Here is a 26,213-nt window from a genome sequence, read left to right as displayed (position 1 = left end):
TCAGGCCTCCAGATTGCGGCCGACGATGCGGACCAGGAAGAAGGCGACGATGTTGGCGATGACCACCGCGACGAGGCCGCCGGCCGAGGCGGTGCCGACGTCGAACTGGATCAGCGCCTGAGAATAGACCAGGAAGGCGATATTGGTGGTCTGCAACCCCGGCCCGCCGCCGGTGGTGACGAAGATCTCGGCGAACACCGTGAGCAGGAAGATGGTCTCGATCAGGATCACCACCGTGATCGGGCGCGCCAGATGCGGCACGGTCAGATAGATGAAGCGCGACAGCGCGCCGGCGCCATCCATCTCGGCGGCCTCCTTCTGCTCCTCGTCGAGCGACTGCAGCGCGGTCAGCAGGATCAGGGTCGCGAACGGCAGCCACTGCCACGCGACGATGAAGATGACCGCGAGCAGCGGCGCGTCGGTGAACCAGTCGATCGGCGTCAGCCCCAGCGAGGTCGCGATCCAGGCGAACAGGCCGGACACCGGGTGCATCAGCAGGTTCTTCCAGACCAGCGCACTGACCGTCGGCATCACGAAGAACGGCGCGATCACCATCAGACGGATGATGTTGCGGCCGATCACGGGCTGGTCGAGCAGGATCGCGAGGGGAATGCCGAGACCGATGGTCAGCAGCAGCACCGAGCCGACCAGCACCAGCGTATTCCGCAGCGAGGCGAGGAAGGCGGGATCGGTGAGGAAGTAGGTGAAGTTCTCGAAGCCGACGAAGCTCTCCGAGCCGGGATCGAGCAGGCTGTAATGCAAGGTCGAGAAATAGACCGTCAGCGCCAGCGGCACGATCATCCAGATGAACAGCAGGATGACCGCCGGCGACAGCAGCGCGCGGGCGAGGAGTTGCGTCTGTCTGGTGGCCATTGCCGCTGTCCATTTGCTCGATGAACACTGCCGTCATTGCGAGCGACGCGAAGCAATCCACAATCACGGGGGGACTCTGGATTGCTTCGTCGCCTTCGGCTCCTCGCAATGACCACGCCGCCGTGAGAATAAAAGCCTCGGGCTCGGTGCACCTCGCCCCGCCTGCGGGGAGAGGGAGCGCACCGTCGTCCGGGCGAGAGCTCGAACAACGTTGGAGAGAAAAAGCGGCCATCCCTGTGGGGAGGGATGGCCGCCAGTGATCAGCTCGGGAGGAGTTTCGTGTCGAGCTGATAACTTTACGCGCCTATTTGATGTAGCCGGCGCGCTTCATCTCGCGTTCGGTGGAGGACTGTGCCGCCGCGAGCGCCGCATCGACGGTCATCGAGCCGGCCAGTGCCGCCGAGAACTGCTGCCCCACCGCGGTGCCGATGCCCTGGAATTCAGGAATCGCAGCGTATTGCACGCCGACGTAAGGCACCGGCTTGACCGTCGGCTTGTTCGGATCGGCGGCATCGATCGAGGCCAGGGTCAGCTTGGCGAACGGCGCGACCTTCAGGTACTCCTCGTTCTTGTAAAGCGAGGTGCGCGTGCCCGGCGGCACGTTGGCCCAGCCATCCTTCGACGCGACGAGCTTCAGATAGTCCTTGCTGGTCGCCCAGGCGATGAACTTCTCCGCCGCCTCGACCTTCTGCGAGCCGGCGGGCACCGCGAGGCTCCACGCCCACAGCCAGTTGGCGTTCTTGCCGAGGCCGGTATTCGGCGCCAGCGCGAAGCCGACCTTGTCGGCGACCTTCGACTCCTTCGGGTTGGTCACGAACGAGGCCGCCACGGTCGCGTCGATCCACATCGCGCATTTGCCGGAGTTGAACAGCGCGAGGTTCTCGTTGAAGCCGTTCGAACTGGCGCCGGGAGGGCCTGCCTCCTTCATCAGCTCGACATACGTCGTCAGCGTCTTCTTCCATTCCGGCGTGTTGAACTGGGGCTGCCATTTCTCGTCGAACCAGCGCGCGCCGAACGAATTCGACATCGCGGTCAGGAACGCCATGTTCTCGCCCCAGCCGGCCTTGCCGCGCAGGCAGATGCCGTACACGCCGGCCTGCTTGTCGGTGAGCTTCTTGGCGGCATCGACGATGAAGTCCCAGGTCGGGCTCTCCGGCATCTTCAGCCCGGCCTTGTCGAACAGGTCGGTGCGGTACATCACGAACGAGCTCTCGCCGTAGAACGGCGCTGCATAGAGCTTGCCGTCGACCGACACGGCGTCCTTGATCTTGGGCAGGATGTCGCCCGCGTCATAGTCGGCGCCGAGCTTGTCGAGCGGCACCAGCCAGTTCTTCTTGGCCCAGATCGGCACCTCATAGGTGCCGATGGTGAGGATGTCGAACTGGCCGCCCTTGGTGGCGATGTCCGTCGTCACGCGCTGGCGCAGCACGTTCTCTTCCAGCGTCACCCATTTCACGGAGATGTCGGGATTGGCCTTGGTGAACTCGCTGGTGAGGCCCTGCATCCGGATCATGTCACCGTTGTTGACGGTGGCGATCGTCAGACTCGTCTCCGCCAGTGCGGGCGCATGTGTCAGCAGCGTGGCGGCGCCCAGCAGGGCGGCAAGCGTGCTCGTCCGAGTGAAGATGGTCTTCACGGTCTCCTCCCATTCCCGCGGTTATTGAATATATGCTCACGGGCTGGGCTGATGTTCACAACACTGATCGGGCTTTGTCAAGCGTGCGCCGGCGCCCACAGGTTGTGCGGCGCGACAGGGATCCGACCTTTGATAGAACAATGCGCAGCAGCACCGCGGGCATTCACGCCAGGATGGCGCGCGCCGTGGCCTCGTCGGTGATCAGGCCGTTGATGAGCCGCCCGGTCAGCGCGGCGCGGATGGCCGGGATCTTCGCGGGTCCCAGCGCCGCCGCGATCGTCATCGCGCGGGCCGGCACCTCGGGCGGAATGCTGGTGAGCCTGCGGTTGGTGCCGCCGGCGATCACCCTGCCGTTGGCGTCGTAGGCCCACCCGGTGATCTCGCCGATGGCCCCGAGCCGCATCATCTCGGTGAGCTCGTCGCGGGTGACGAAGCCGTCGACATGCATCTGCGCCTTCTGGTCCATCTGGCCGATGCCGACCAGCTTGAGGTCGGCCTTGTCGGCGACCGCCTTGACCTTGGCGATGGCATCGAGCCGGACCATGCGGTCGCGCTCGTCCTCGGTGCCCATCAGGAACGGCAGCGGCATCGGATAGTGCCGCGCGCCGGTGCGGTCGGCGAGCCGGCCGACGGTGTCGAAGAAGCTGGCGGAGCCGTCGGCCAGGATGTTGCCGACCAGCGAGACGATCTGGTGCTCGGGCCGGTCGACCGGCGAGACGCGCTCGACCGCGGCGCGCACCGCCCGCCCCGTGCCGAGCGCGATGATGACCGGCGTCTCGGCGCGCAGCGTCGTCTCCAGCAGGTTGGCGCAGCGTTCGGCGATCCCCGCCGCGCCGGCCGGCGCGGCCGGATCGGTCGGGACCACCTCGCAGTGCACCAGCGCGAAGCGCGCCTTGAGCTGCGCGGCCAGCGCCATGCACGAGGCGATCGGATGCTCGAGCCGGAACGTGATCAGCCGCTCGGCAAGGCACAGCGACACCAGCCGCTGCGCCGAGGCGCGCGACACCTGCAGCATCCGGGCGATCTCGTCCTGGGTATGACCGGCGATGAAGTACAGCCAGCCGGCGCGAGCGGCATCGTCGAGCCGTGATTTGTCGCTGTCGCCCGCCATGACGCCGAGCCGGCCTCCCTTTCAGAACACGTCTTCCCGGCCGAGCGCGGCCCGACGCTGATCGGCCTGCACTATGCCATGGCGCTCACGGCGCCGGGAACCGAGGCGCGCCACCATCCCCAGGAGGAACGCGGCAGGGTCATCCAGACCAGATCATATGCTCTGATCGTGGGCAATAGCCCGATCTCGGAAGGTTGCGCCCAGCGTCCCGGAACCTCGCTCGGCGCACGACGGCTGCGCATCCCCGAGGGATGCGGCGGCTCGGCCGGCCGCTTAGCTCGGGGGCATGGCCCTCCCCTCTCTCGTCCGCCCCCGCCGCGCCGCTCCGGTGTTCGTCTGCCGCAATTGCCTGAAGCGCAGCGATGACCCCAAAGCATTGAACAGGGCCTTGAAGAAGGCCCTCAAGCACGCGCTGGAATCCCACGGCAGCCCCGGCAACCGCGCAGGCGAGAAGCCGGCCCGCGTCATCGCGACGAGCTGCTTCGGCCTCTGTCCGAAGCGGGCGGTCGTGGTCACCGGCGGCGTCCACGCGGCACGCGGCGAATATGTGCTCGTCTCGGCAGCCGGGGATGTGCCCAGCGCCTTGGCGCTGCTGCGCGACGATCCGAGCCGGCCGCGTTGAGTTCGTGATGGTGAACAAAACCTTGAGCCGGACGCTCGAGTCTCATCGGCGGTCTTGACACTTGCTTGGTGCGCCGCGGGCTTAGCTGGCGCATCACGTCATCAGCAAGCGCCGCCATGAGTCCCACCGCCACCATCGCAGTCTCCGGCATGCAAGCCGCCTCGCGCCGGCTCGAGGTGTCCGCCTCGAACGTCGCCAATGCCAGGAGCACGGGCGCGCTGCCCAATGCCGACGGCACGCTGCCGGCCGGCGCGCCGAAGGCCTACGACCCGCTCGAGCTGGTGCAGAGCGACGTCGCCGGCGGCGGCACGCAGACGACCATCACGCGTTCGAGCTCGGGTACGTCCGCGAGCTACGATCCCACCGCGCCGTTCGCCAACAAGGATGGCCTCGTCGCCGCGCCCAATGTCGATCTCGCGCAGGAGATGATCAGCCAGCTCGTCGCCAAATACAGCTTCGCCGCGAACGCGAAAGTGCTGAAGGCGAGCGACGAGATGAGCCGCACCGTGATCGACATGAAGGTGTGAGCGCGACCCGTCTCCGGACAGGATCGCTCAGGTGATGGCTTCACCGGGTTCGGCCAGCACCTGCGGCTCCACCAGCAGCCCCTGCCGCTCATAGTGCCCGCGCGTCCGGCTGAAGCGCATCACCACCGCATGGCGTTTGCTCTTCGCCTTGGCCCGCCGCGACAGCAGCGCGTTGCCCGCGGGCAGAAACACGAGATCGCCGAGGCCGACGCATGAGAGACACGCCGGACCGCCATCCTCCATCATGAGGACATCGCCGGTCCCGCCGCAGCGATGACAGCTCCAGCCGTCCCGCGTCGGCACGATCGCCACCAGCTCCGGCGCCCGGCTCGCCTTCGCTGCCACACGCGCGCGCTTCTTCTCGGAGAGCGCCGGCGAGACCCAATGCGTCCGGAACAGCTCTTCAAGTTGCGGATCATTGCTGCGGCTGAACCGCAGCGGCTGCCGGCGTGGCGTCTGTGCGACATAGGCGGTCTCGCTCGGGCTCAGCCCCTTGGCGAGCGCCCAGGCACGAACATGCGTCATCGCCTCCCTGATGCGCGGGAGTCCGGAGCGTGTGACCTCCTCCAGCGACCCAACCTGCCCACGCCGCCACTGCTCCAGCAGCGACGCATCGAGCCAGCCGAGGCCACAGAACAGGTCGGCGACGCTGACGTAATGCTGGTCGGCCAGCAGCGCCTCGGCCGCCCTGGCGACCCGATCGGACAGCGGCTCGTTGTTCCTCCGGCTCATCACGACACCTGCAAAATCGTGCACGCTGACAAGGCGCGCATTATCCAGCAGAGCCGACCGCGATCAAGAGCGGCCCGATCGCGGCATCGGCCACGCCGTGACGCGGCCCGATCCAACCGCGTGAGGAGATCTTCCTAGGCGCTTTTCGCGACCGCGCCCTGCCCCGTCCGCTCGCCGGTCACCTCGCCGGCCGGCTCCGGGCTCAGCCAGCGATAGATGAAGCCGCCGGCCGCGCCGCCGAGCAGCGGCGCCACCCAGAACAGCCAGAGCTGCGCCAGCGCCCAGCCGCCGACGAACAGCGCCGGCCCGGTGCTGCGCGCCGGGTTCACCGAGGTGTTCGTGACGTGGATGCTGATGAGGTGAATGAGCGTCAGCGCCAGCCCGATCGCCAGCGGCGCAAATCCCACCGGCGCCTTGCCATGGGTCGCGCCCATGATCACGAACAGGAACATCATCGTCAGCACGAACTCGCTGAGCAGGCAGGCCCCGAGCCCATATTTGCCGGGCGAATGCTCCGCATAGCCATTGGCGGCAAAGCCGCTCGCCGTGCTGAAGTCCGGCGCCCCGCTGGCGATCGCATACAGCACGGCCGCGCCAACGATGGCGCCGACCACCTGCGCGATGATGTAGGGCACGATCAAGCTGGTCGGGAACCGCCCGCCGCACGCCAGCCCCACCGTCACGGCCGGGTTGAGATGGCAGCCCGAGATGTGCCCGATCGCATAGGCCATGGTCACCACGGTGAGCCCGAACGCCAGCGCCACGCCGAGCATGCCGATCCCGACATCCGGCACGCCGGCCGCGATCACCGCACTGCCGCAACCGCCGAACGTCAGCCAGAACGTCCCGATCGCCTCCGCCACGAGCTTGTTGTTGTTGCCGTTCATCATCGCCTCCCTGGGTGCGTGTGATTGGCTGGAGCCTGCCTCTCCCGTCAATGGAGAAGATGATCACTTCGACAACCTGGAGTCAAAGGCGGATTCGCGGTCGGCCGTGGGATGCCTGAGACTTTGAGTCAGAAAGAGTCCGACCGTTCGTAGTTCGTAGGGCGGATGAGCGAAGCGTCATCCGCCAGCTTACGCTGCTTGCCAACAGTCGTCGGCGCTCATTCCTGGCGGAAGCTCGTTCCTGCCGTGAACCAGCTTGATCGGCGAGGGGTTGCTCATCGAGCTTGCGGCCGACGGTCCAGGCCGACATCGATGATCCCGCATAGCGGATGACGCTCCGCTCATCCGCCACGTGCTATCGATTCTGCCGACACGCCGGCGAGAGCATCGGCACGTTCGCCCACGGCCAATTGTGCCAGCGCCCATCTTCGCCGACGCAAGCGGAGGATGTCGGAGGCGGGTTCGTTGTCGCATCCGCGGATGCGTCAAGCGCGGCAAACCGGTGGTCGACATAGGTCGTGGACACGTACCCCGCGACGGTCACCACCAGAACGACCGCAAATCCCTTGGCTGAGTCACTCCAGCGCATGTCATCACCTCGCGTGTTCGGCGTGCCAGGACCACATGGGACGACATTGACGCGCCATCGCGTGGCGGGCTGTGAGAAAGATCACATCGACGTCTAGCCCTGCCCCGACAAATATTGACCTACATCAATACGCGAATGCAAAATTGAACTTAAAGTTGCAACGATAATAATGAAGAGTATTTGAAATGAAGGATTCAACCAAAAGGAACGTCAAACGCGGCCTCGCTACAAAGAAGACCTCCGCTACCAAGAAGGCCTCCACTGCAAAGAAACAAACCAAGAAGGAGTTTCCTGAGATAAGGTGCGGAGAGCCGTGTCCAAAGTGTGGCCGTGCATGCAACAAAAAAGAAGGGCATTCAGGAAATCACCGTGATTCCGGAGTGCACACTTGGTAACGAATTCGACGTTACATGCACACCGGCACGCCTCGTTCTCTTGGTCGTTTGAGGTCCGCCCTGAACTTGGACCTGATTGCTGACATCGTGACGGTCGAAACTCCCTCAATCATCTTCGTCAGTTCGCGTGTCGTGATGCTCGGGTGAGATTGCGTCTTTGATTTTCGTTTTGATAGCACCCGCGCTCTCGCGAGTTTCAAGCTGCGCATTACGGTGACGCTGCATGAAACTCCGGGCCGCAGTGCGCGACCGCTCGGCGGCCGTGGCCCGGTCACGCCGCTCGCGGCTTGTTCACCGTCTCGATCCGGTCGAGAGTCTTGCCGAGGTCGCGCTTCGCGATCTGGACGTCATAGTCCGTCTGCAGGTTGAGCCAAAGCTCGGGCGTCGTGTCGAGCGCCTTGGCGAGCCGAAGCGCGGTGTCGGCGGTGATGCCGTTCTGCTCGCTCGCGATCCGCTCGATTCGTGTCCGCGGCAGGCCACACACCTTGGCGAGAGCGCCCGCGGAGATCCCGAGAGGATCGAGGAACTCCTCCCGCAGAACCTCACCGGGATGCATGGGTTTCAGCTTCTTGGTCATTGCAGTGCCTCTTAGTGATAGTCCACGACCTCGACGTCCGCCGGACCTTCCGCCGTCCAAACGAAGCACACCCGAAATTGATCATTGATGCGAATCGAATGCTGCCCCTGACGATCCCCCGTCAGCGCCTCCAGCCGATTGCCCGGAGGCGATCGCAAGTCGCGGAGATCGGCTGCAGCGTTGAGGTAACGCAGCTTCCGGCGGGCCACTTTTGACAGATCCGACGGAAAGCCCTTCGGGTTCTCGCCGTCGAAGACAGCCTCGGTGATCTTGTCGCGGAAGCTTCTGATCATGTGCCAACGTATGTATCATTTAATGATACATACGTCAAGCAATGGCGATGTCTCTGAGCTGCTCGCGCTGTTTCTGCCAACTCGTATGTCGGCCAGCGTATCCCAGCCCTGTACAAACTGCCCGTCGTGCTGATTCCCCTTGGGTCGTCGGGCAAATCACCTGCACATTTCCCGCCATCCCGCCCGCACTGAGAGGGGCGCATCGCGATCGTCACGAGACGTTGCGGCGGGGAGCGGTGGCCGCGGGGCGACGCAGCATCTCCTTTGGGGTGCGGACGAACGTCGTTCCGTGGACGGTCAAGCCGTGTGGTCCCGACACCCCGATGCTGGTGTCTTGGTCGGCGACATCCCGATGACGGGGGCAAGCAAGCCCGGTCCCCTGGGAGAGCGCGGAGCAGCCGTTCAAACCATCGCGCAGGGAAGGCCGGGTTGTTTCCGGCTGAGCCTGTGGTTCCTGCCCCGTGCACTTCTTTCGCACGGGGGCCATGGGTGCCAGTCGGCACTCGGCCTTCCCTGCGCCCTCTCAATTGATGAGGACGCTCACATGCAGCAGAGCTCGGGCCAATCCAGCCGCGAGGTTGCGAGCGCATGGCCGCGAGCTACGGCGACGAGCGGCAGGCTGTTTGACAAGGTTGATCGGAGATCAGAGAGCGGGTCTCAAGCGAGACTTGGGGGGCTCAAACGCCCGGCTTCGCCAAGAGGCTTCGCCGGGCACGCTTCGCCCGTTGGACTACAGCGCGGCTGCGCCACGCGTAGCCCAACGGGCGAAGCGTGGTGCCCAGGGGCGGAATCGAACCACCGACACTGCGATTTTCAGTCGCATGCTCTACCAACTGAGCTACCTGGGCAGGTCTCGTGAAGGGCAAAAAAGCCCGGCGAGCCGGCGGGTTATAGTCAGAGCGGGCGGCGCTGTCTACCGCCCTGAGGCGAAGTTTTCACATTCCTTTCGCAGTTGCGCGGAAGGCCCCGGGGCCGCCGCCGGACGGCCGGCTCCGCTGGGGCAAAGCCATGAAAACACGGCCCTATTCGACGTCGTCCTCGTCGCCCTCGGTGGCCGGGATGACATAGGAGCCGCTGAGCCAGCGATGCAGGTCGACGTCGCGGCAGCGCGGCGAGCAGAATGGGCGGACGGCCTCGGCTGCGGGCCGGCGGCAGATCGGACAGCGGCCGGTGGGCTTGGCGGAGGCGGCGGATGGGGAACTGGTCGAACGGGTCGATTCTTGGGACATGGCCGCTATCTAGGCGCCCGCGACGCGCGATGCACCTCCTCAAGGATGGCGTCAGACTCCGACGGTGTTGAGCCAGCCGAAGCGGATCGGAAACCCCTCGCCGGCGAGCAGCGTCGTGGTCTCGTACAGCGGCAGGCCAACGACGTTGGTGTAGGAGCCGACCATCTTCACCACGAACGAGCCGGCGATGCCCTGCACGGCGTAGCCGCCGGCCTTCCCCCGCCATTCGCCGGAGCCGATATAGGCCTGGATGTCGTCCTCGCTGAGCCGCTTGAAGCGGACGCGGGTCTCGACCAGGCGCTGGCGGAACGCCTCCTTCGGCGTCACCAGCGTGATCGCGGTGTAGACGCGGTGGTTGCGGCCGGACAGGAGGCGCAGGCACTGCGAGGCCTCGTCGACCAGATTGGCCTTCGGCAGGATGCGGCGGCCGACCGCGACCACGGTGTCGGCGGAGATGATGAAGGCGCCGCGCAGCTCGTCGTCGAGCTGGACGGATTTGAGCGCGGCATCGGCCTTGGCGCGGGCCAGCCGATTGGCGCAGGCGCGCGGCAGCTCGCCACGCTTCGGCGTCTCGTCGACGTCGGCCGGGCGCAGCGCGTCGGGCTCGATGCCGGCCTGGTTGAGCAGCGCCAGACGCCGCGGCGAGCCGGATGCAAGAACGATTTTGGGACGGCCGAGCATGCTGATTTCGCTGGGGGATTCGGAAGCGGCGGGGCGTGCGCGCGGAACCTATCGGAAGGGCTGCCATTCCACAACCCGAAGGCTGCGACAAGGCTGCGACGAGCCTGCTCTACGGCGCGAATTTGAGCGGGGGACGACGTTGGTATTTCGGTTCGATGACACCTGCGGTGGAACCGGGAACCTACAAGCCCGCCGGACCGGGCTTGCCGAAACGCTTGCGGATCCGCGTGAACAGCCCGTCGCAGACCTCGCGATAGGCCGCGAGCTTCTGCTCGCGATTGCCGTCGGTGCCGGTCGGGTCGGGCGTCGGCCAGTATTCGACGTCGGCGGCGATGGTGCGGGTCAGCTCCAGGGCCTTGTGATGGGCCTCGGGCGAGAGGGTGATGATGAGGTCGAAATTCAGCCCCTCCCAGTCCTCGAGCTCCTCGAAGGTGGTCGGCTTGTGCTGCGAGATGTCCTGGCCGAGCTCGGCCATGACAGACACCGCGAACGGATCGAGCTCACCCTTCTTGACGCCGGCGGAGCGGACATAGAGCGCCTGCGGATACATCTGGCGCAGCAGGCTCTCGGCCATCGGCGAGCGCACGCTGTTCTGGCCGCAGGCGAACAGCACCGCCTGCGGCTGGCGCGCGCGCGGCGGCCCCTCGGCCATGCGCCTAGGCGCCCTTGGCCGAAAGCTGGGACGCGCGCGTGGCGGCCCGCGGCATCACTGGCCCTCGCCCTTCCAGTGCAGCACCGTGATCAAAGTGAACAGCCGGCGCGAGGTCTCGAAATCGACCCGCACCTTGCCCTTCAGCCGCTCCTGCAAGGTGCGCGAGCCCTCGTCGTGGATGCCGCGCCGGCCCATGTCGATGGCCTCGATCTTGTCGGGGGTCGCGGTGCGGATCGCCTGGTAGTAGCTGTCGCAGATCATGAAGTAGTCCTTCACGATTCGCCGGAACGGAGACAGCGACAACAGGTGCGTTACGACAGGCGTGCCGTCCTCCTTGCGGATGTCGAACATCAGGCGGTTGGCGGTGATGCCGAGATGCAGGGTGAAGGGACCGGCGCCGTCGGCGCCCTCGGGCGCGAACAGGTTCTCCTCGACGAGGTCGTAGATCGCGATCGCCCGCTCATGCTCGATGTCCGGACCGGAGCGGCCGATCGACTCCTCGTCGAGCGTCACCGCCACGATGCGATTGGTCCGGTCGTCGCCTGGCGGGTGCTGGGTCATGGCAGATTGAGGCGTATTCCCACGGAGCGTGAATGGGCGTCGAGACCCTCGGCCTTGCCCAGAGTCATCGCCGCTGGCCCCAGCGCGCGCAACTGCTCGGGGCCGCATTTCAACAGCGACGTGCGCTTCATGAAGTCGAGCACACCGAGACCGGAGGAGAACCGCGCCGAGCGCGCGGTCGGCAGCACGTGATTGGAGCCGCCGACATAGTCGCCGATCGCCTCGGGCGTGTGCGCACCAAGGAAGATGGCGCCGGCATTGCGGACACGGGCCGCGAACGCGTCGGGATCGGCCGTCATGATCTCCAGATGCTCGGCGGCGATGGCGTCCGCCAGCGGCACGGCCTGGTCGAGATGCTCGACCTCGATGATGGCGCCGAAATCGGCCCAGGACGCGCCGGCGATCGCGGCACGCGGCAGGGTCCTGAGCTGGCCCTCGACGGCGCGGGCGACATCATCGGCCAGGCGGCGGCTGTCGGTGATCAGGATCGATTGCGCGCTGGCGTCATGCTCGGCCTGGGCGAGCAGATCGGCGGCGATCCAGTCGGCATTGCCGCTGTCGTCGGCGATGACAAGCACCTCGGAGGGGCCGGCGATCATGTCGATGCCGACCTTGCCGAACACCAGCCGCTTGGCGGCGGCGACATAGGCGTTGCCCGGGCCGACGATCTTGGCGACCGGAGCGATCGTCGCGGTGCCATGCGCCAGCGCGGCCACCGCCTGGGCGCCGCCGACGCGGTAGATCTCGGACACGCCGCCGAGATGGGCGGCCGCCAGCACCAGCGGATTGAGCTTGCCGTCCGGCGCCGGCACCACCATCACGAGCCGGCCGACGCCGGCGACCTTGGCGGGAATGGCATTCATCAGCACCGAGGACGGATAGGCCGCGGTGCCGCCGGGGACATAGAGCCCGGCGGATTCGATCGCGCTCCAGCGCCAGCCGAGCTCGACGCCGGCTTCGTCGGTGAAACGCTGGTCGGCCGGCAGCTGCTTGAGATGAAACGCCTCGATGCGGTCGCGGGCGAATTTCAGCGCATCCAAGGTCGCGGCGTCACAGGCCTTGAAGGCGGCCTCGATCTCGGCGGCCGTCACGCGCAGCGAGGAGGCATCGAGCTCCAGCCGGTCGAACTTGCGCGTTGCCTCGAGCAGCGCCGCATCGCCGCGCCGGGCGACGTCGTCGACGATGGCGCGGGCGGCGGCTTCGACGTCGGCGGAGGTCTCGCGCTTGGCGGCGAGAAACTGCCGAAACTGAGTGTCGAAATCGGTGCTGGCGCGGGACAGGCGAATGGGCATCTCTGGCACTTTCCGAAGGGGTGGCTGCCCCCGACCTCCTGCTCAATGGCGCGGCAGCGCGGGGCCGTCAACCCTTTGAACCGGCGCCTACCCGGTCAGCGGCGGGACGCCTTCGATATCGCTGGTGCCGAGATCGTCCTCGCCAAGATCGGTCAGCTCGCATTCCAGACATTCGACGTCGAGCCGCAATGCGCCGCCGTGGGAGAACAGCAGCAGCGCGCTGCCGGCGGGCGGCTCGGCGCCGGCATGGAATTCGATGCCGATCAGCTCCAGCACGGCGTCAGGCGCGGCGAGGTCGATGCGGCGCGACTTGCAGGCCAGCACCCGGTCGAACCGCAACGCCGCGAGCAGCCGGCGCGGCTCGCTCTCACCATGCAGCGCCTGATCCCAGTCGAGCCGGTTCATGCCGATCACCAGCCGCTTCTCGGCCTGGCGCCAGATGATGTCGGCCGCCTGCACCCGCGCGTCCTGTACATGGGCCGAGATGACGGCGAGATCGTCGGCATCGAGCGCGATCAGTTTGAGCCGGTCGGTCACGGTCTCATCCTCTTGGCAGCGCCTTCACTCGCGGATGCGCTCGATCGTGGCGCCGCAGGCCTTCAGCTTGTCCTCCAGCCGCTCGAAGCCGCGATCGAGATGGTAGACGCGATTGATCATGGTTTCGCCTTCCGCAGCAAGCCCGGCAATGACCAGCGACACCGAGGCGCGCAGATCGGTCGCCATCACGGGCGCGCCGCGCAAATGAGAGGTGCCCTCGATCCGCGCGGTCTCGCCGTCGAGACTGATACGCGCGCCGAACCGTGCGAGTTCCTGCACATGCATGAATCGGTTCTCGAAGATGGTCTCGGTGATCGCCGAGGCGCCCTGCGCGCAGACCATCAGCGCCATCAGCTGGGCCTGCAGATCGGTCGGAAAACCGGGGAACGGCGCGGTCGTCACCTGCACCGGGCGGATGCCGTGGCCGTTTCTGACGACACGGATGCCCTCGGCGTCGCTCGTGATCTCGGCGCCGGCCTCGGTCAGCACGTCGAGCGCGGACTGCAACAGCTCCGGCCGCGCGCCGGCGAGCCGGACATCGCCGCCGGTCATCGCCGCGGCGATCGCATAGGTGCCGGCCTCGATGCGGTCGGGCAGCACGGTGTGACGCGCGCCGTGCAGCGACGCCACGCCCTCGATCTCGATGCGCGGCGTGCCGGCGCCGGTGATGCGCGCGCCCATCTTGTTGAGACATTCGGCGAGATCGGTGATCTCCGGCTCGCAGGCGGCGTTGGTGATGACGGTCGTGCCCTTGGCGAGGCTCGCGGCCATGACCGCGACATGGGTGCCGCCGACCGTGACCTTGGGGAAATTGATCGTGCCGCCGCGCAGGCCGCCCGGCGCCTTGGCGACGACATAGCCGGCATCGATCTCGATGCTGGCGCCGAGCTTTTCCAGCGCCATGATCAGGAGGTCGACCGGCCGCGTGCCGATGGCGCAGCCGCCCGGCAACGACACCCGCGCCTCGTGCATGCGCGCGAGCAGCGGCGCGATCACCCAGAAGCTGGCGCGCATCCGCGACACCAGCTCATACGGCGCCGTGGTGTCGATGATGTTGGCCGCCGAGATCTGCAGCGTCTGGCCCTGATACTGGCCGTCACCGGGACGCTTGCCGACGGCCATGATGTCCACGCCGTGATTGCCGAGAATGCGCTGCAGCTGCGCGACGTCGGCCAGCCGGGGGACGTTGTCCAGGATCAGCGTCTCCGGTGTCAAAAGACCCGCGATCATCAGCGGCAGGGCGGCGTTCTTCGCGCCCGAAATCGGGATGGTGCCGCGAAGCGGGTTGCCGCCGACGATGCGAATGCGATCCATGCTGGTCCTGTGGGGCTGGCCGGGAAATTGGGCTAAGGTCGGCGCAACAGGACCGACATTACGGCGATTTGATGAGTTCGCAACGGCAGGTCGCAGCCGCCGGGAATTCATCCCCTGACGGTACGGCCCCCGCGGCGGAAAGGCGCGAATCAGACCGGCGGCACCAGCGCATCGGCCAGAAACCCGTGCAGCGCGGCGACGACCTGGGCCCCCTCGCCGATGGCGCCGCCGACGCGCTTGACCGAGCCGGAGCGGACGTCGCCGACCGCATAGACGCCGGGCACCGAGGTCTCGAGCGGCGACACCATCCGCCCGGCATTCTGCTCCGACTGCGCGCCGGTGACGACGAAGCCGGCACGGTCGAGCGTGATGCCGCAGCCGTCGAGCCAGCCGGTGGCGGGATCGGCGCCGACGAACAGAAACAGATTGCTGATGTCGGCCGGCGTCTCCTCGCCGGACAGCCGGCTCTTCAGGGTGATGCGTTCGAGGCCGGTGTCGGCCCCGCCATCGAGCGCGACGACCTCGGTGTTGAACAACAGCTCGATGTTCGGCGTCGCCTCGATGCGCTCGATGAGATAGCGCGACATCGACGCGGCAAGCCCGCCGCCACGGATGATCATCCGCACCTTCTTGACGTGCCCCGACAGAAACACCGCGGCCTGCCCCGCGGAATTGCCGCCGCCGACCAGCGCAACCTCCTGCCCCGCGCACAGCCGCGCCTCGATCGGCGAGGCCCAGTACCACACGCCGCGCCCCTCGAACTCCTTGAGCCGGGCAAGATCAGGCCGGCGATAGCGCGCGCCGCTGGCGACCACCACCGAGCGCGCCCGCACCTCGTCGCCGCCCTCGAGCGCCAGCACGAAGGCGCCGGCCTTGCGCTCGCAGTCGAGCGCATTGACCGACACCGGGATCATGATCTCGGCGCCGAACTTCTGCGCCTGGTTGAAGGCGCGCGCGGTCAGCGCGAGGCCGGTGATGCCGGTCGGGAAGCCGAAATAGTTCTCGATGCGCGCGCTGGCGCCGGCCTGGCCGCCGAACGCACGCGAGTCCAGCACCGCGACGGAAAGACCTTCGGAGGCGCCATACACCGCCGTGGCAAGGCCCGCCGGCCCGCAGCCGACGACCGCGACATCGTAGATCTTCTCGCCGCGCGGCCCGCCGATCATCCCGACGGCACGCGCCAGCTCGGTCTCGCTGGGATTGCGCAGCACGCTGCCGTCGGACACCACCACCAGCGGCAGCTCGGCCGGGGTCGGCGAATAGCGCGCGATCAGGTCGGCGGCGTCGTGATCGACGGCGGGATCGAGCAGATGGTGCGGAAAGCCGTTGCGGGTGAGGAAGCTCTGCAGCCGCGCGATCGCCGCCGATTGCGGCGGCCCGATCATGACCGGGCCGCCGGCGCCGCCCTGAATGAGATTCACACGGCGCAGGATCAGCGCCCGCATGATGCGCTCACCGAGCTCGGCCTCGGCGATCAACAGCGCGCGCAACCGTTCGGGGCGAATCAGGATGACCTCGACGTCGCCCTCGGCATGGCCATCGACCAGCGCGACGCGGCCGGAGAGCTGGGCGATCTCGGCCAGAAACTGCCCTGGCCCCTGGTCGATCACCGGGGTGACGTGACCGAGGCCGTCACGCTGGGTGATCGCGACATGGCCTTTGAGGATGACGAACATGCCGGGGCCGGGCTTGCCGGTCTCGAACAGCAGCTCGCCGTCACGATAGGTCTGGATCTCGCCGAAGCCGCGCAGGCGCGCGATCTCCTGGGGCGTCAGCTCCGGAAAAGTCTGGTCGAAGCGCGGCAGCGTCTTCGCGAGCTCCGCCCGTTGTGCCGCCGCATCCGCCGTCATCCCTTCATCCGCTGCCATCACGCCCACCCCGCCTGCCATCTGCTCAATGCTTCGAATCGTCCCGGCCGTCGGCAGCGGCCTCGTCCAAGCCGTCCTTCTCGACCGTCACCGCCTGGCTGCGCTCGCGGCTCTGCGCCTTGCGCCGCTTCAGGTTCTCGCGCAGCGCCTGCTTCAGCCGCTCCTCGCGCGCACCCTTCGGCGCCGCCTTCCCGGTCTTATCCGTCATCCCTTCCCCCGGTCACCCCATACCAGAGGCACAATTGGGGCCGCAGGTGCGAAAGCCAAGAGGCGTTGGCGACGCAGACGCTAGGTTCCGCCCGGCCGGCCGTCGCCTGCCCGGATGGGGAGTTGCCGCCGCGGCTGCGGCCAGTTGGGCACCTCGAGCGGCAAACCGCGAGAATCCGCCGCGAACGGGCGATTTCACTCCGATTCGAAGGTCTTTCGCTCCCTTTCGATGCATCACGCGGACGTCTTTCCCGGAAAACCAGGCGAGCCGCGCTTGCGCAGGCGGGGACCTTGTGGCAAGAACCGCCCGCGTTCGGTCGCGGCTTTCGGGCCGGTCCCCGCCAGTCCCTTTGCTGCCGTAGCTCAGTGGTAGAGCACTCCCTTGGTAAGGGAGAGGTCGACAGTTCAATCCTGTCCGGCAGCACCAGGGCATTCTTCCCCCTACATGATCTTCGGCGACGCCTCGGGACCACTTGCCACGCGCAGATGCGCGTCATCGGCCTCGCGGCGCAATTTGCGTCCGAGCTCTGCTGCAGCACCGCCCTCTCCGGAAATCGAGGGCGCAGGGAAGGCCGGGCGCTGGCCGCGCCCGTGGCCCGCCTGCGAAAAAAAATGCAGGCGGCAGGTACCACAGGTCTGGCCGAACACACCCGGCCCTCCCTGCGCAATGGACTTACGATTTATACGCGCTCTCCCTGGGGACCGGGCTTGTTTGCCCCATCACCCGCGATGCACTGACGCACATCAGCGAGCTTGACCTCAGCATCGGGAGGTCGGGACCACGCGACTTCACCGTCCGCATCGAGATTGTTCGTCCGCTCGCGAATGCGCGCTGCAACTCGATCCGGCCATCGCATCCCACACCCAACGCTCGTGACGACTCGCGAACGCCCCTCTTCGATGAGCACGGGACGGCCGGAAATGTGCAGGTGATTTGCCCGACGGCACAAGGGGAATGGGTGCGGCAGAGTGGCACGACGGGCAGTTTCAGCAGAGCTGGGATACGGGCGGCGGAGGGGGCTTTGTTTGGTGCAGCGTCACCGTAATCCCAGCGTCACCGTAATCCCCGGACGGGACCGTCCTCGACCGCGCCGGCTTCCTGCGGCAAGTCGCCCGGAAGTCGCCGGTCACCGAGATTTCCGGCAGCGACATCCAGATCAGGGTCCTTGGAGACATCGGTGTCGTGAATGCACGCACGCACTTCACCAAACCCGACGGAAGCCGGGGGACTGGCTGCTACACGGACGTCTAATGGAAGCGTGGCGACCGCTGGCGTTGCATTTCCGTTTCGCGCAACTGACGTGGAAGCACGGCGGTCGTACCTTGCGGTCGGGCGCCCGCGAGACAGATCGAGATTGGTTTGATCTTGCCTGTCATGAGATTGCCTCAACAGAGTTGCCGAGGCGATCAATCATGAATGAGGATAAACCCGCTGCCCGCTATTCAACGCCTGTGAGACCTTCACCTCACGTCCACATTTCATGCGTATGGAAGCTGCAAGGCTCAGCGTCCACTGACTCATGCTAGCGTTGGGAAAGACGGCGAATGGCGGCGCGGTGTTCTCCGTCGACGCGATGAGCTTCATCGACGCCCTGCCGATCGACAATTACAACGGTGCGGCGCGTAGCTTTAATGTACATAAAGTTATGCGGTTTAAATCGATCTTTGAAGTTGACTCGATCATACTGCTGATACATCCTAAGGGTGTATCTTAGTCACGAGAAAACCTGGCTGGTCTTCGATGCAACGGGAGCAGATCGAAGCCATAACTCGCGATATTGGGCAACAAGAAATTCTTGAACGTGAAATTCTTGCGATTGCCTCTCGCGAGAGACAGCGCATTGGGCGTGAACTCCACGACGGGCTCTGCCAATCGCTCGCCGGCTTAGCGGCGCTAGCTGCGGCGCTGTGGCGAAGTTTGGCGGCGAGCGGCCAACCGGGTCCCGCCGCGGCCGCGGCCGAACTCGTACGATTGCTGAACGAGACCATCGGCGAGGCGCGTGACCTCGCTCGTGGGCTCAGCTCGATCGGTCTGAATAGCGCGGATCTTGTCGGCTCCCTTGAGAGCCTCGCCCGCAACGTCAGCGCCGCTCATGGCGCCTTTTGTGCGTTTGTGGAAGATAACCCTTGTCCCGATCTTGGCCGCGAAACCACGAGCCACCTCGTGCGTATCGCCCAAGAAGCCGTCCGCAATGCGGTCAGCCACGGCCGAGCCGACGAAATCGAGATCCGTCTGGCGTGCACTGCAGGCTCGGGACTATTGAGCATCCGGGACAACGGTGTCGGGCTTCCCGAAAAATGGCGCGATCATGACGGCATCGGGCTTTATACCATGGACTACCGCGCGCGGGCGATCGGCGGTTCTCTTACTGTGGAGCCGCAGGCCCGTCGCGGCGTCATGGTTGCGTGCGCGTTTCCGCTGTTATCGAATTACGAACGGCAGGAAAGTATCGGCGATGCCCACTTGCCTGGCTGAAGCCGCGGACGCGGTGCGGAAGAGGCTGCTTGTCGTCGACGATCATCCCGTGCTGTGCCGCGGGTTGATCGCCCTCATCGAGGCGGAAAACGGCCTCGCCGTTCACGGCGCGGTCGGTACGCGCGTGGCCGCGCTCAAGACCATCGCGATCAGTCGCCCTGATCTGGTGATCGTAGACCTTGCTCTCGGCGACGAGGACGGCCTAGATCTCGTCAAGGAAATCAAAGCGCGTCATCCCGGCGTTCGCTCGCTGGTGCTTTCGATGTACGACGAAGAGGTGTTCGCCGAGCGCGCGCTTTGCGCCGGCGCCCTCGGCTATGTCACCAAACAACAGCTCGAATCGACCGTGATCGCTGCCATTCGTCGGGTGCTTGCAGGCGAGACCTACATGAGCGAGGCTCTGCAGCGGCGGCTGGCTGAACGATGCGTCGGCGCGCGACCGCTCGAGACCGCCTCGCCGGTGCGCACGCTGAGCGATCGGGAATTGCAGGTATTTCGGCTCGTTGGTCAGGGCCGAACCACGCGGCAGATCGCTGGTCTACTGAACCGCAGCGTCAAAACGGTAGAATCCCATCTTGAGCACATCAAGAATAAGCTGGCGATCGAATCGGCTGCTGAACTCGCCCAACGCGCGGCTCAATGGGTTACAATCGGCCGATTGGGTTGAGTCATAAAGTTCGCCCAAGTGCGCGGCTAGTGTCATACACGTCTGCCATGCCGCCGATGACTTCTCGACCAAGCAGGCACAGCCCCTCTCCGGCAAGCGCGACGGCCGAACACGCGGTCTGGGCCATGGTGCTAAAGCGGACTGCGCAATCAGCACGGCGCACGCGGCGTCTGCTCATTGTGGACAGTCACCCCTGATGCGGCGCAGGCTGACCGCGCTGATCAATGCTGAGCCCGGTCTTGTCGTATGTGCCTTGGCGGCCACCCAACGGGATGCGCTCGTGGCCATCGCGGCCACGAAACCCGATCTAGGGATCGTCGATCTGTTCCTTGGCGATAGCAATGGTTTGGATCTGGTGAGAGACGTTCGCGCGCGCTTTGTTCGTCTGCCGCTACCTGGATTGAGCAGGCATGATTCGCCGCAATACGTCCGCCGCGCTTTCGAATCCGGCACCGACGACTACGTCGCCAAGCAGGAGATGACAGAAGACCTTCTGGTGGCGATCCGCAGCGTGCTGCTCGGCGACCCTTACGGCGCACCGGCGCCTTGATCCATGCCCGTCTGCGTCCGGCAAGTTGACGCGTGCGAAGCTGGGCGGCCCATGGGGGATTCTCCCAATGCGAAAACGGGGTGCGACCCCGATGTCAGTTTAAGTCTCCAGCGTTAGCATTGGTAGCTACCAATGCCGTGCCCGCTTTGACGACTGAAATGCTGGTCGAGCCCTTCGCTTATCGGCTCGATCGAGACCATCACCGCTTCAAATGGGAAAAAACGATGAGAAATATCTGCACCGCCGCCGCAATAGTCGCGATTGTTTTCATTCCTTGGACCGTCCATGCGGGCACCTGCTACAAAAACTTAGGTTGCAAGGGCGCTACGTCGACCACTTCTTGCAAGACATGTCTTGGAAACCCCTCAAAGGGAGAGGGTTGGAAGCAAAACTCAAAGAGCACCTGTATCGGAAACTTCAACCATTGTCCGGCGGTCCGTTAACGGTACTGGCGCTGGTCCCGCGCCCCGGCACCAGCAAGGCCGCCTCCGGCCACAAGATCCATCCCTATCTGCTGCGCGGCGTCAGCATCACCGATGCCCAATCACGTCTGGGCGGCCGACATCACCTACATTCCGATGGCGCAGGGGTTCCTGTATCTGGTGGCGATCATCGACTGGGCCACCCGGGCGGTGCTGGCGTGGCGCTTGTCGAACACGATGAATACGGGCTTTTGCATCGCTGCGCTCGACGAGGCGATGGCGCGTCACGGCCGGCCTAAGATCTTCAACACCGATCAGGGCGCGCAGTTCACCAGCTCAGCCTTCACCGGCAGGCTGGAGGCTGCAGGCATTGCGATTTCGATGGACGGACGCGGCCGTTTCATGGACAACATCTTCATCGAACGATTGTGGCGCTCGATCAAGTATGAGGAAGTGCATCTGAAAGCCTATGCTGACGGGCGCGAAGCGCGAGACGGCATCGGCTCATGGATGACCTTTTATAATCATCGCCGCCCGCACCAGGCGATGAACAATCAGTTTCCCATGGCGGCATGGCGCGCCGGCATGGATGTGATCGAGGCGGCCCAGGCTGTGGATATGCCGCTTCGCTTGGACAACGCAAACGCGTTGCCCACATACCCACAGCAGGCCCAGACGCAGCAGCAGGAAGCTGCTTGATTTGAACGACAGGGCAGGCGCGATCACACCTTAATTTTCGGCGATCCATGGTCCCGTGCGTGGGGTCCACTTCAGTTGAACGTGTCTCGCAAGCTAACATCCGCCTGGGGTTATGGATTCCCGCGTTCGCGGGAGAACGGGGCAGCCGAGAAGAACAAAGGGCGCGATCGGTCCGATCGCGGAGCATCGGCAGCAGCGCAGATCTGAGTAGCTGTAGCCCGGATGAGCGGCACCGATATCTGAGGGGGCTGGCCCCGCATGTCGCTTGCGCTCATGCGGGCTATAGCTGCTGCGATCGGGTGGCGATGCGCGGCCCTCGTCGAGGCCACGCATAATGCACCCTCACGCCGCGCGCACCGAGTCGAGGAAGCGGCTGACCTCGTCGCGGAGGCGGCTGCTCTGGCCGGACAGCGACTTCGCGGCGGACAGCACCTGCGAGGAGGCCGAGCCGGTCTCGTCGGCGCCATGCCGGACGCTGGCGATGTTCGCCGACACCTGCTGGGTGCCGTGCGCCGCCTGCTGGACGTTGCGCGAGATCTCGCGCGTCGCCGAGCTCTGCTCCTCGACGGCGGAAGCGATGGCGGACGCGATCTCCGACATCCGGGCGATGGTCTCGCCGATCTCCTTGATCGAGCCGACCGACTCCTGGGTCGCGGCCTGAATGCCGCCGATCTGCTGGCCGATCTCGCCGGTGGCCTTGGCGGTCTGTTCGGCGAGCGCCTTGACCTCGGAGGCGACCACCGCGAAGCCGCGGCCGGCCTCACCGGCGCGGGCGGCCTCGATGGTGGCGTTGAGCGCGAGCAGGTTGGTCTGCCCGGCGATCGCGTTGATCAGCTCGACGACGTCGCCGATCCGCGCCGCGGCCTTTGCGAGCTCCGCGACGTTGTCGTTGGTCTTGCGCGCCTGCGCCAGCGCCTCGTTGGCGATGCGCGCGGAATCCTGCACCTGGCGGCTGATCTCGTTGACCGACGAGCTCATCTCCTCGGCGGCCGCGGCGACCGAATGCACGTTGGTCGAGGCCTCCTCGGAGGCCGAGGTCACCACGGTGGCGAGCTCCAGCGAGCGGCCGGCGGTCGTCGTCAGCGTGGCGGCGGAGCGCTCCAGATCGGCCGACGCCGATGACACGATGCCGACGACCTCGCCGATCGCCATCTCGAACTCGCGCGTGAAGCGCTCGACACGCTGGCCGCGCTCGATCTTGGCCTGCGCGTCGGCCGCGGCCGCCTGCTCGGCGCGCTTCTTCTCCAGCAGCGCCTCCTTGAAGGTCTGCAGCGAGCCGGTCATCGCGGCGATCTCGTCGTCGCGATTGATCGTCGGGATCGCCACGTCGTCATGGCCGGCCGCCATCTCGCCGATCAGGCCGGTCAGGTTCACGATCGGGTTGATCACGCGGCGGCGCAGCAGCATGGTGACGAACACGAGAATGCCGGCGAGGGCCGCGACCACCGCCGTCGCCAGCGCGAGCATCAGATAGGCTGCATCGCGCGCCGCGACGGCGCGTTCGCGGGCCTCGGCGATCGCGGCGTCGCGCACGACGAAGAACTTCTGCACGGCCGGGACGACCGCCTCGGCCAGGCTGTCGGCGGTGAGTGCGTAGTTGAGATCGCCGAGCCCGGCTGCGATGTCCTTGTCGACGATCGGAACGGCGCGCCCGAAATAGGCGTCACGGGCCTCCTTGAACGCCGTGAGCAGCCGCTCCGGATTGCCGAGCTGGTCGATGCCGGCGTCCAGGCGCTCGCGGTCGGCTTCGGTGCGGCCCTGGGCGCGGTCCATCGCCGCCTTCTCGGCCGGTGCCACGGCGCGGCGGGCGCTGAGCGCCGGCGACAGCGCGGCGGCACGACCACCGGCGGTCACGCGCAGGTCCTGCGCGGTGCGGGCGACGTCGAGCAGCGTCGTCAGCGACGCGTCGGCATTGGCGATGCGGTTCTGCAGCTGGTTCAGGATCGGCTCGATTGCCAGGGCGACCTGGGTGACCCCGGGGAGAAAGCTCTTGATGACGGCCGGATCGCGCGCGTTCAGCGGCGCGGTCAGCGCGGGGTCCACCTTGGCGAGGATCTCGTTCAGCTTGGACGAGGCCTGGTCCAGGCTGCGCGTGATCGCCTCGCCGTTGGAGACGTTCGCCAGCTGCGCGCGCGCCCTGGCGAAGGATGCGTCGGCGGACTGCCTGATCTTGCGCACGCCTTCGAGCTGCGCGGGCGTGGCGGGAGTATCCTGGAAGATCGGCGTGATGTAGGGAGCGCGATGGCCGACCACGTCCTGCGCGTAGAGCAGCACGGCGCCGAACGCCTCGACCGTCTTGATCGCCTCGGCCTTGTCGCTGACAGCCCTGACCTGCTCGATCACGACTTGAGCAGCAGGGAGGACGGCCAAAGCCGTCACCGACAGCATGGAAATTGCGAAAAGTCGGCCGATCTTCATTATTGCCCCCGGATTGCGCGGGCTCACGCTAGGTTCCTTATGATTAAGGTTGCGCTTAATTCGATCCCCGTAGTTCCACGGGGTCGTCGCGCGCCCTGGATCGGAGACATGGCACCCGGACAGGACATCCCGTGCCGCTTGAAGAATGTCCTGACGCGCGGCGACGACTTAGGGCCGATTCCAGCTCAGGAAAACCCGGCTGCCCTACAAATCAAAATTCGTCGGCAGCATCACGACGTCGCGGATGGTCATGCCGCGCGGACGGGTCAGCATGAACATGATCACCTCGGCGACCTCTGAGGGCTCCAGCAGGCTGCCGGACTCGCGTGCCTCCTTCAGCTTCTCGGCCGGCCAGTCGGCGATCAGCGCGGTGATCACCGGGCCTGGCGAGATCGCGCCGACGCGGATGCCGTGCTTGAACACCTGGCGGCGCACCGTCTGCACGAAGCAGTCGATCGCCCATTTCGACGACGCATAGACCGGCTCCCACGGCGTCGGGTAATGGGCGGCGAGCGAGCTGGTGACGATGATGTCGCCCGAGCCGCGCGCGATCATGTGCGGGAGCACGTCGCGTACGTTCTTCATCACGACGTTGACGTTGAGGTTCAGCATGCGGTCGATCGCGTCCGTCCTGGCGTCGACGAGATCGCCGCCGAGATAGCTGCCGGCATTGGCGTGAAGGATGTCGAGCCGGCCGGCCGCATCGAGGACGCGCGGCAGCAGGGTGGCGCAATCCGTGGGATCGAGCAGGTCGATCACCACGGGGATCACGGCCTCGCCGTGCCGCTCGCGCAGGCTCGCCAGCGCCGCGGCGTCGCGATCGATCATGACGACGCGCGCGCCGGCGGCCAGCATCGCCGCGCTGCTGGCGAGGCCGATGCCCGACGCCGCGCCGGTGACCGCCGCCACCTTGCCTTCGAGTTCCCTGCCCATTCATCTCCTCCTTGTCCGGCCAGACTACAGCAAACCGCGCGGCATTGCCGCACTCCGTTGGACCCATCGCAATCCCTGCGCGTTGCATCCCGGCCGCCAGCATCACCCGTGAAGAGCCCGATGGAGACGATCGAAGCCTATCTCGCCCGCAAGCATCAGGAGCTGCAGCTCCTGAATTGCTGCCTGCGGAGACCGCATGCGCTGCCGGCGCCACGCTCCGTGATGGAGGTCGTCCGGCGCAAGTTTCAGCTCACGGCCGCGCTGAAGGCCGAGCACGCGCTCAGCGACTGGACCGCGACAGAGACGGCCTGGGCGGATGCGGACGATCATCGCGCCGGACCGTTCGCCTTCAGCTACGACTATCAGCGCGCCGATCTCGACGTGCGCGGGCCGTCGTTCTATGCGGCGGGCGAGAGCCGTCATGACACCATCTACACCATCTCCGGCATGGCGGCGATCGCGGCACTGCTGCTGGCGACCCGCCCCGTTCTCGGTACGGCGAACCTGCTGATGCTGCCGGGTTCCTATGGCGAGACGCAGGAGCTGGTCGCGGCGCATGCGCGGCACCTGCGCCCGGTGACGCTGACCCGTGACCTTGCCGCCGCGCTGGCGCAGCCCGCGCCGGCGCCGCGGCTGCTGCTGATCGATTCCAGCGCGACCGCGCCGCGCTTCGAGGCCGTGCTGAATTGCGACCGCCCGGCGATCGATCTCCTGATCTTCGACACCACCTGCTTTGCCAACGGCTCCGGCCGCGTTCGCCGCGTGCTGGCCTGGGCGCGACGCTGGGACGTGCCGGTCGTGATGGTGCGCAGCCACACCAAGCTCGACTCGCTCGGCGCTGAATATGGCCGGCTCGGCTCGGTCGCCTTCATCGATTGGAGCAAGGCCGGCGCCGCGGGCCGCGTTGTGCTTCAGACGCTGCCGGACGAGACGCGCAACGCCGTCAGGCTGCTCGGCGGCGCGGCGCTGCCGGCGCATTTCCCGCCTTATGTCGGCCTGCCCGCCTATCGCGAACTGACCGCGCGGCGCGTCGCCGCCATCCTGCGCAACAGCCGGCGCGCGCGGCGTCAATTCGCGACCGCGCTGCACGGCCTGACCGCGGAGCTCGACTTCGCGCACGGCCTCTACGTCACGCTCGCCGGTCGCGGGCCGCTCGACGAGGCCACCGCGCGGCAAGCCGCAACCGCCATGAGCGACGATCTCCGGCGCGCCGGGCTGCCGATCCGCCACGCCGGCAGCTTCGGCTTCGATTTCGCTGCGACGGAATGGTTTCACGACGCCACCACGGATCGCTACAGCGTGCGCGTCGCCGTGCCCGACCTGCCGACCGCGATCTGGGACGAACTGACGGACGCGATCGCCGCGTGGTGGTCCGCGCACCAGGGGCGATCCGCCGCGGCGTGACCGCTGCGCCATGGCACGCCTTGCCTCCTCAACGGCAAACGATCTCGATGCCACACGCGCC

26 protein-coding genes, 2 tRNA genes and 2 pseudogenes are annotated in these 26,213 nt (G+C 66.3%); 9 read left to right on the top strand and 21 right to left on the bottom strand.

The genetic code is table 11. The features are described from left to right. The 3 genes from ACQR0U_RS13200 to ACQR0U_RS13190 form a co-directional block, all read right to left on the bottom strand. Complete coding sequence (locus tag ACQR0U_RS13200; protein ID WP_315716340.1) at nt 1-873, bottom strand: carbohydrate ABC transporter permease; 873 nt, start codon at nt 871-873, stop codon at nt 1-3. A gap of 304 nt (nt 874-1,177) precedes the next feature. Beyond that, on the bottom strand, nt 1,178-2,509 hold the full coding sequence (locus tag ACQR0U_RS13195) for an ABC transporter substrate-binding protein (RefSeq protein WP_434843272.1): 1,332 nt from the start codon (nt 2,507-2,509) through the stop codon (nt 1,178-1,180). A 163-nt stretch (nt 2,510-2,672) separates the two neighbouring features. Next, nucleotides 2,673-3,620, bottom strand: coding sequence for a sugar-binding transcriptional regulator (locus tag ACQR0U_RS13190; protein WP_315826532.1), 948 nt, complete (start codon nt 3,618-3,620; stop codon nt 2,673-2,675). Nucleotides 3,621-4,008: 388 nt separating this feature from the next. Here ACQR0U_RS13190 and ACQR0U_RS13185 point away from each other — a divergent pair, with 388 nt between their 5' ends. Beyond that, on the top strand, nt 4,009-4,242 hold the full coding sequence (locus tag ACQR0U_RS13185) for a hypothetical protein (RefSeq protein WP_434843273.1): 234 nt from the start codon (nt 4,009-4,011) through the stop codon (nt 4,240-4,242). 116 nt (nt 4,243-4,358) lie between these two features. Beyond that, complete coding sequence (locus tag ACQR0U_RS13180; protein ID WP_315716344.1) at nt 4,359-4,769, top strand: flagellar basal body rod protein FlgC; 411 nt, start codon at nt 4,359-4,361, stop codon at nt 4,767-4,769. Nucleotides 4,770-4,796: 27 nt separating this feature from the next. Here ACQR0U_RS13180 and ACQR0U_RS13175 read toward each other — a convergent pair whose 3' ends face one another. The 14 genes from ACQR0U_RS13175 to ACQR0U_RS13110 form a co-directional block, all read right to left on the bottom strand. Beyond that, nucleotides 4,797-5,501, bottom strand: coding sequence for a hypothetical protein (locus tag ACQR0U_RS13175; RefSeq protein WP_434843274.1), 705 nt, complete (start codon nt 5,499-5,501; stop codon nt 4,797-4,799). Between the two features lie 134 nt (nt 5,502-5,635). Then, complete coding sequence (gene aqpZ / locus ACQR0U_RS13170) at nt 5,636-6,388, bottom strand: aquaporin Z (RefSeq protein ID WP_434843275.1); 753 nt, start codon at nt 6,386-6,388, stop codon at nt 5,636-5,638. 1,255 nt (nt 6,389-7,643) lie between these two features. Further along, nucleotides 7,644-7,949, bottom strand: coding sequence for a HigA family addiction module antitoxin (locus tag ACQR0U_RS13165; protein WP_315751360.1), 306 nt, complete (start codon nt 7,947-7,949; stop codon nt 7,644-7,646). Between the two features lie 11 nt (nt 7,950-7,960). Continuing rightward, nucleotides 7,961-8,242 (bottom strand): type II toxin-antitoxin system RelE/ParE family toxin, encoded by a 282-nt coding sequence (locus ACQR0U_RS13160; RefSeq protein ID WP_315751358.1) that lies wholly within the window; start codon nt 8,240-8,242, stop codon nt 7,961-7,963. Nucleotides 8,243-9,014: 772 nt separating this feature from the next. Next, nucleotides 9,015-9,090 (bottom strand) — tRNA-Phe (locus tag ACQR0U_RS13155). Nucleotides 9,091-9,264: 174 nt separating this feature from the next. Beyond that, nucleotides 9,265-9,471: a DNA gyrase inhibitor YacG gene (gene yacG / locus ACQR0U_RS13150; protein ID WP_315751356.1), complete on the bottom strand. Its 207-nt coding sequence runs from the start codon at nt 9,469-9,471 to the stop codon at nt 9,265-9,267. Nucleotides 9,472-9,522: 51 nt separating this feature from the next. Then, nucleotides 9,523-10,152 carry a Maf-like protein gene (locus ACQR0U_RS13145; RefSeq protein WP_006613056.1) on the bottom strand — a complete coding sequence of 210 codons (630 nt, stop codon included), beginning with the start codon at nt 10,150-10,152 and terminating at the stop codon, nt 9,523-9,525. Between the two features lie 181 nt (nt 10,153-10,333). Continuing rightward, nucleotides 10,334-10,804 (bottom strand): low molecular weight phosphatase family protein, encoded by a 471-nt coding sequence (locus ACQR0U_RS13140; RefSeq protein WP_315717868.1) that lies wholly within the window; start codon nt 10,802-10,804, stop codon nt 10,334-10,336. Nucleotides 10,805-10,858: 54 nt separating this feature from the next. After that, entirely contained in the window at nt 10,859-11,365 is a 507-nt protein-coding gene (locus ACQR0U_RS13135) for a UPF0262 family protein (protein WP_315717869.1), read from the bottom strand. After that, the gene (gene hisD, locus ACQR0U_RS13130; protein WP_316202000.1) at nt 11,362-12,657 is read right to left on the bottom strand and encodes a histidinol dehydrogenase; all 1,296 of its coding nucleotides are present in this window, start codon (nt 12,655-12,657) and stop codon (nt 11,362-11,364) included. Before hisD ends, ACQR0U_RS13135 begins: the two co-directional genes overlap by 4 nt. 87 nt (nt 12,658-12,744) lie before the next feature. Beyond that, on the bottom strand, nt 12,745-13,194 hold the full coding sequence (locus ACQR0U_RS13125; protein WP_316201999.1) for a DUF2948 family protein: 450 nt from the start codon (nt 13,192-13,194) through the stop codon (nt 12,745-12,747). 24 nt (nt 13,195-13,218) lie between these two features. After that, a complete protein-coding gene (gene murA / locus ACQR0U_RS13120; RefSeq protein WP_316201998.1) occupies nt 13,219-14,508 on the bottom strand; it encodes a UDP-N-acetylglucosamine 1-carboxyvinyltransferase in 1,290 nt (429 codons plus the stop codon). A gap of 149 nt (nt 14,509-14,657) precedes the next feature. Continuing rightward, nucleotides 14,658-16,358, bottom strand: coding sequence for an FAD-dependent oxidoreductase (locus ACQR0U_RS13115; RefSeq protein WP_410052261.1), 1,701 nt, complete (start codon nt 16,356-16,358; stop codon nt 14,658-14,660). Nucleotides 16,359-16,401: 43 nt separating this feature from the next. After that, the gene (locus ACQR0U_RS13110) at nt 16,402-16,584 is read right to left on the bottom strand and encodes a hypothetical protein (RefSeq protein ID WP_316165560.1); all 183 of its coding nucleotides are present in this window, start codon (nt 16,582-16,584) and stop codon (nt 16,402-16,404) included. Nucleotides 16,585-16,935: 351 nt separating this feature from the next. Here ACQR0U_RS13110 and ACQR0U_RS13105 point away from each other — a divergent pair. Further along, nucleotides 16,936-17,010 (top strand) — tRNA-Thr (locus ACQR0U_RS13105). 14 nt (nt 17,011-17,024) lie between these two features. On the opposite strand, the gene ACQR0U_RS13100 is transcribed toward ACQR0U_RS13105, so the two are convergent. Further along, complete coding sequence (locus ACQR0U_RS13100; protein ID WP_434843276.1) at nt 17,025-17,231, bottom strand: hypothetical protein; 207 nt, start codon at nt 17,229-17,231, stop codon at nt 17,025-17,027. A 430-nt stretch (nt 17,232-17,661) separates the two neighbouring features. Here ACQR0U_RS13100 and ACQR0U_RS13095 point away from each other — a divergent pair. From ACQR0U_RS13095 to ACQR0U_RS13080, 4 genes and pseudogenes are all read left to right on the top strand, one after another. Continuing rightward, nucleotides 17,662-17,835 (top strand): annotated as a pseudogene (locus ACQR0U_RS13095) (nuclear transport factor 2 family protein); the annotation flags it as partial. A 489-nt stretch (nt 17,836-18,324) separates the two neighbouring features. Beyond that, entirely contained in the window at nt 18,325-19,059 is a 735-nt protein-coding gene (locus tag ACQR0U_RS13090; RefSeq protein WP_315717875.1) for a sensor histidine kinase, read from the top strand. After that, on the top strand, nt 19,040-19,726 hold the full coding sequence (locus ACQR0U_RS13085; protein ID WP_315717876.1) for a response regulator transcription factor: 687 nt from the start codon (nt 19,040-19,042) through the stop codon (nt 19,724-19,726). Before ACQR0U_RS13090 ends, ACQR0U_RS13085 begins: the two co-directional genes overlap by 20 nt. Before the next feature lie 196 nt (nt 19,727-19,922). Further along, complete coding sequence (locus tag ACQR0U_RS13080) at nt 19,923-20,276, top strand: response regulator (RefSeq protein WP_315717877.1); 354 nt, start codon at nt 19,923-19,925, stop codon at nt 20,274-20,276. A gap of 113 nt (nt 20,277-20,389) precedes the next feature. On the opposite strand, the gene ACQR0U_RS13075 is transcribed toward ACQR0U_RS13080, so the two are convergent. Beyond that, nucleotides 20,390-20,563: a hypothetical protein gene (locus tag ACQR0U_RS13075; RefSeq protein ID WP_315717878.1), complete on the bottom strand. Its 174-nt coding sequence runs from the start codon at nt 20,561-20,563 to the stop codon at nt 20,390-20,392. A 164-nt stretch (nt 20,564-20,727) separates the two neighbouring features. Here ACQR0U_RS13075 and ACQR0U_RS13070 point away from each other — a divergent pair. Continuing rightward, nucleotides 20,728-21,274: pseudogene (locus ACQR0U_RS13070) on the top strand (IS3 family transposase); the annotation flags it as partial. Nucleotides 21,275-21,739: 465 nt separating this feature from the next. On the opposite strand, the gene ACQR0U_RS13065 reads toward ACQR0U_RS13070, so the two are convergent. Then, on the bottom strand, nt 21,740-23,815 hold the full coding sequence (locus ACQR0U_RS13065; protein WP_434843277.1) for a methyl-accepting chemotaxis protein: 2,076 nt from the start codon (nt 23,813-23,815) through the stop codon (nt 21,740-21,742). A gap of 204 nt (nt 23,816-24,019) precedes the next feature. Beyond that, the gene (locus ACQR0U_RS13060; RefSeq protein WP_315751340.1) at nt 24,020-24,748 is read right to left on the bottom strand and encodes an SDR family oxidoreductase; all 729 of its coding nucleotides are present in this window, start codon (nt 24,746-24,748) and stop codon (nt 24,020-24,022) included. Nucleotides 24,749-24,868: 120 nt separating this feature from the next. Between ACQR0U_RS13060 and ACQR0U_RS13055 the strand changes: the two genes are divergently transcribed. Continuing rightward, a complete protein-coding gene (locus tag ACQR0U_RS13055) occupies nt 24,869-26,152 on the top strand; it encodes a hypothetical protein (protein WP_434843278.1) in 1,284 nt (427 codons plus the stop codon). Nucleotides 26,153-26,213: the final 61 nt, after the last annotated feature.

This window comes from Bradyrhizobium sp. HKCCYLRH3097, assembly GCF_051167875.1.
Taxonomy (GTDB): domain Bacteria; phylum Pseudomonadota; class Alphaproteobacteria; order Rhizobiales; family Xanthobacteraceae; genus Bradyrhizobium.
This window is presented reverse-complemented; position numbering and strand designations above follow the sequence as displayed.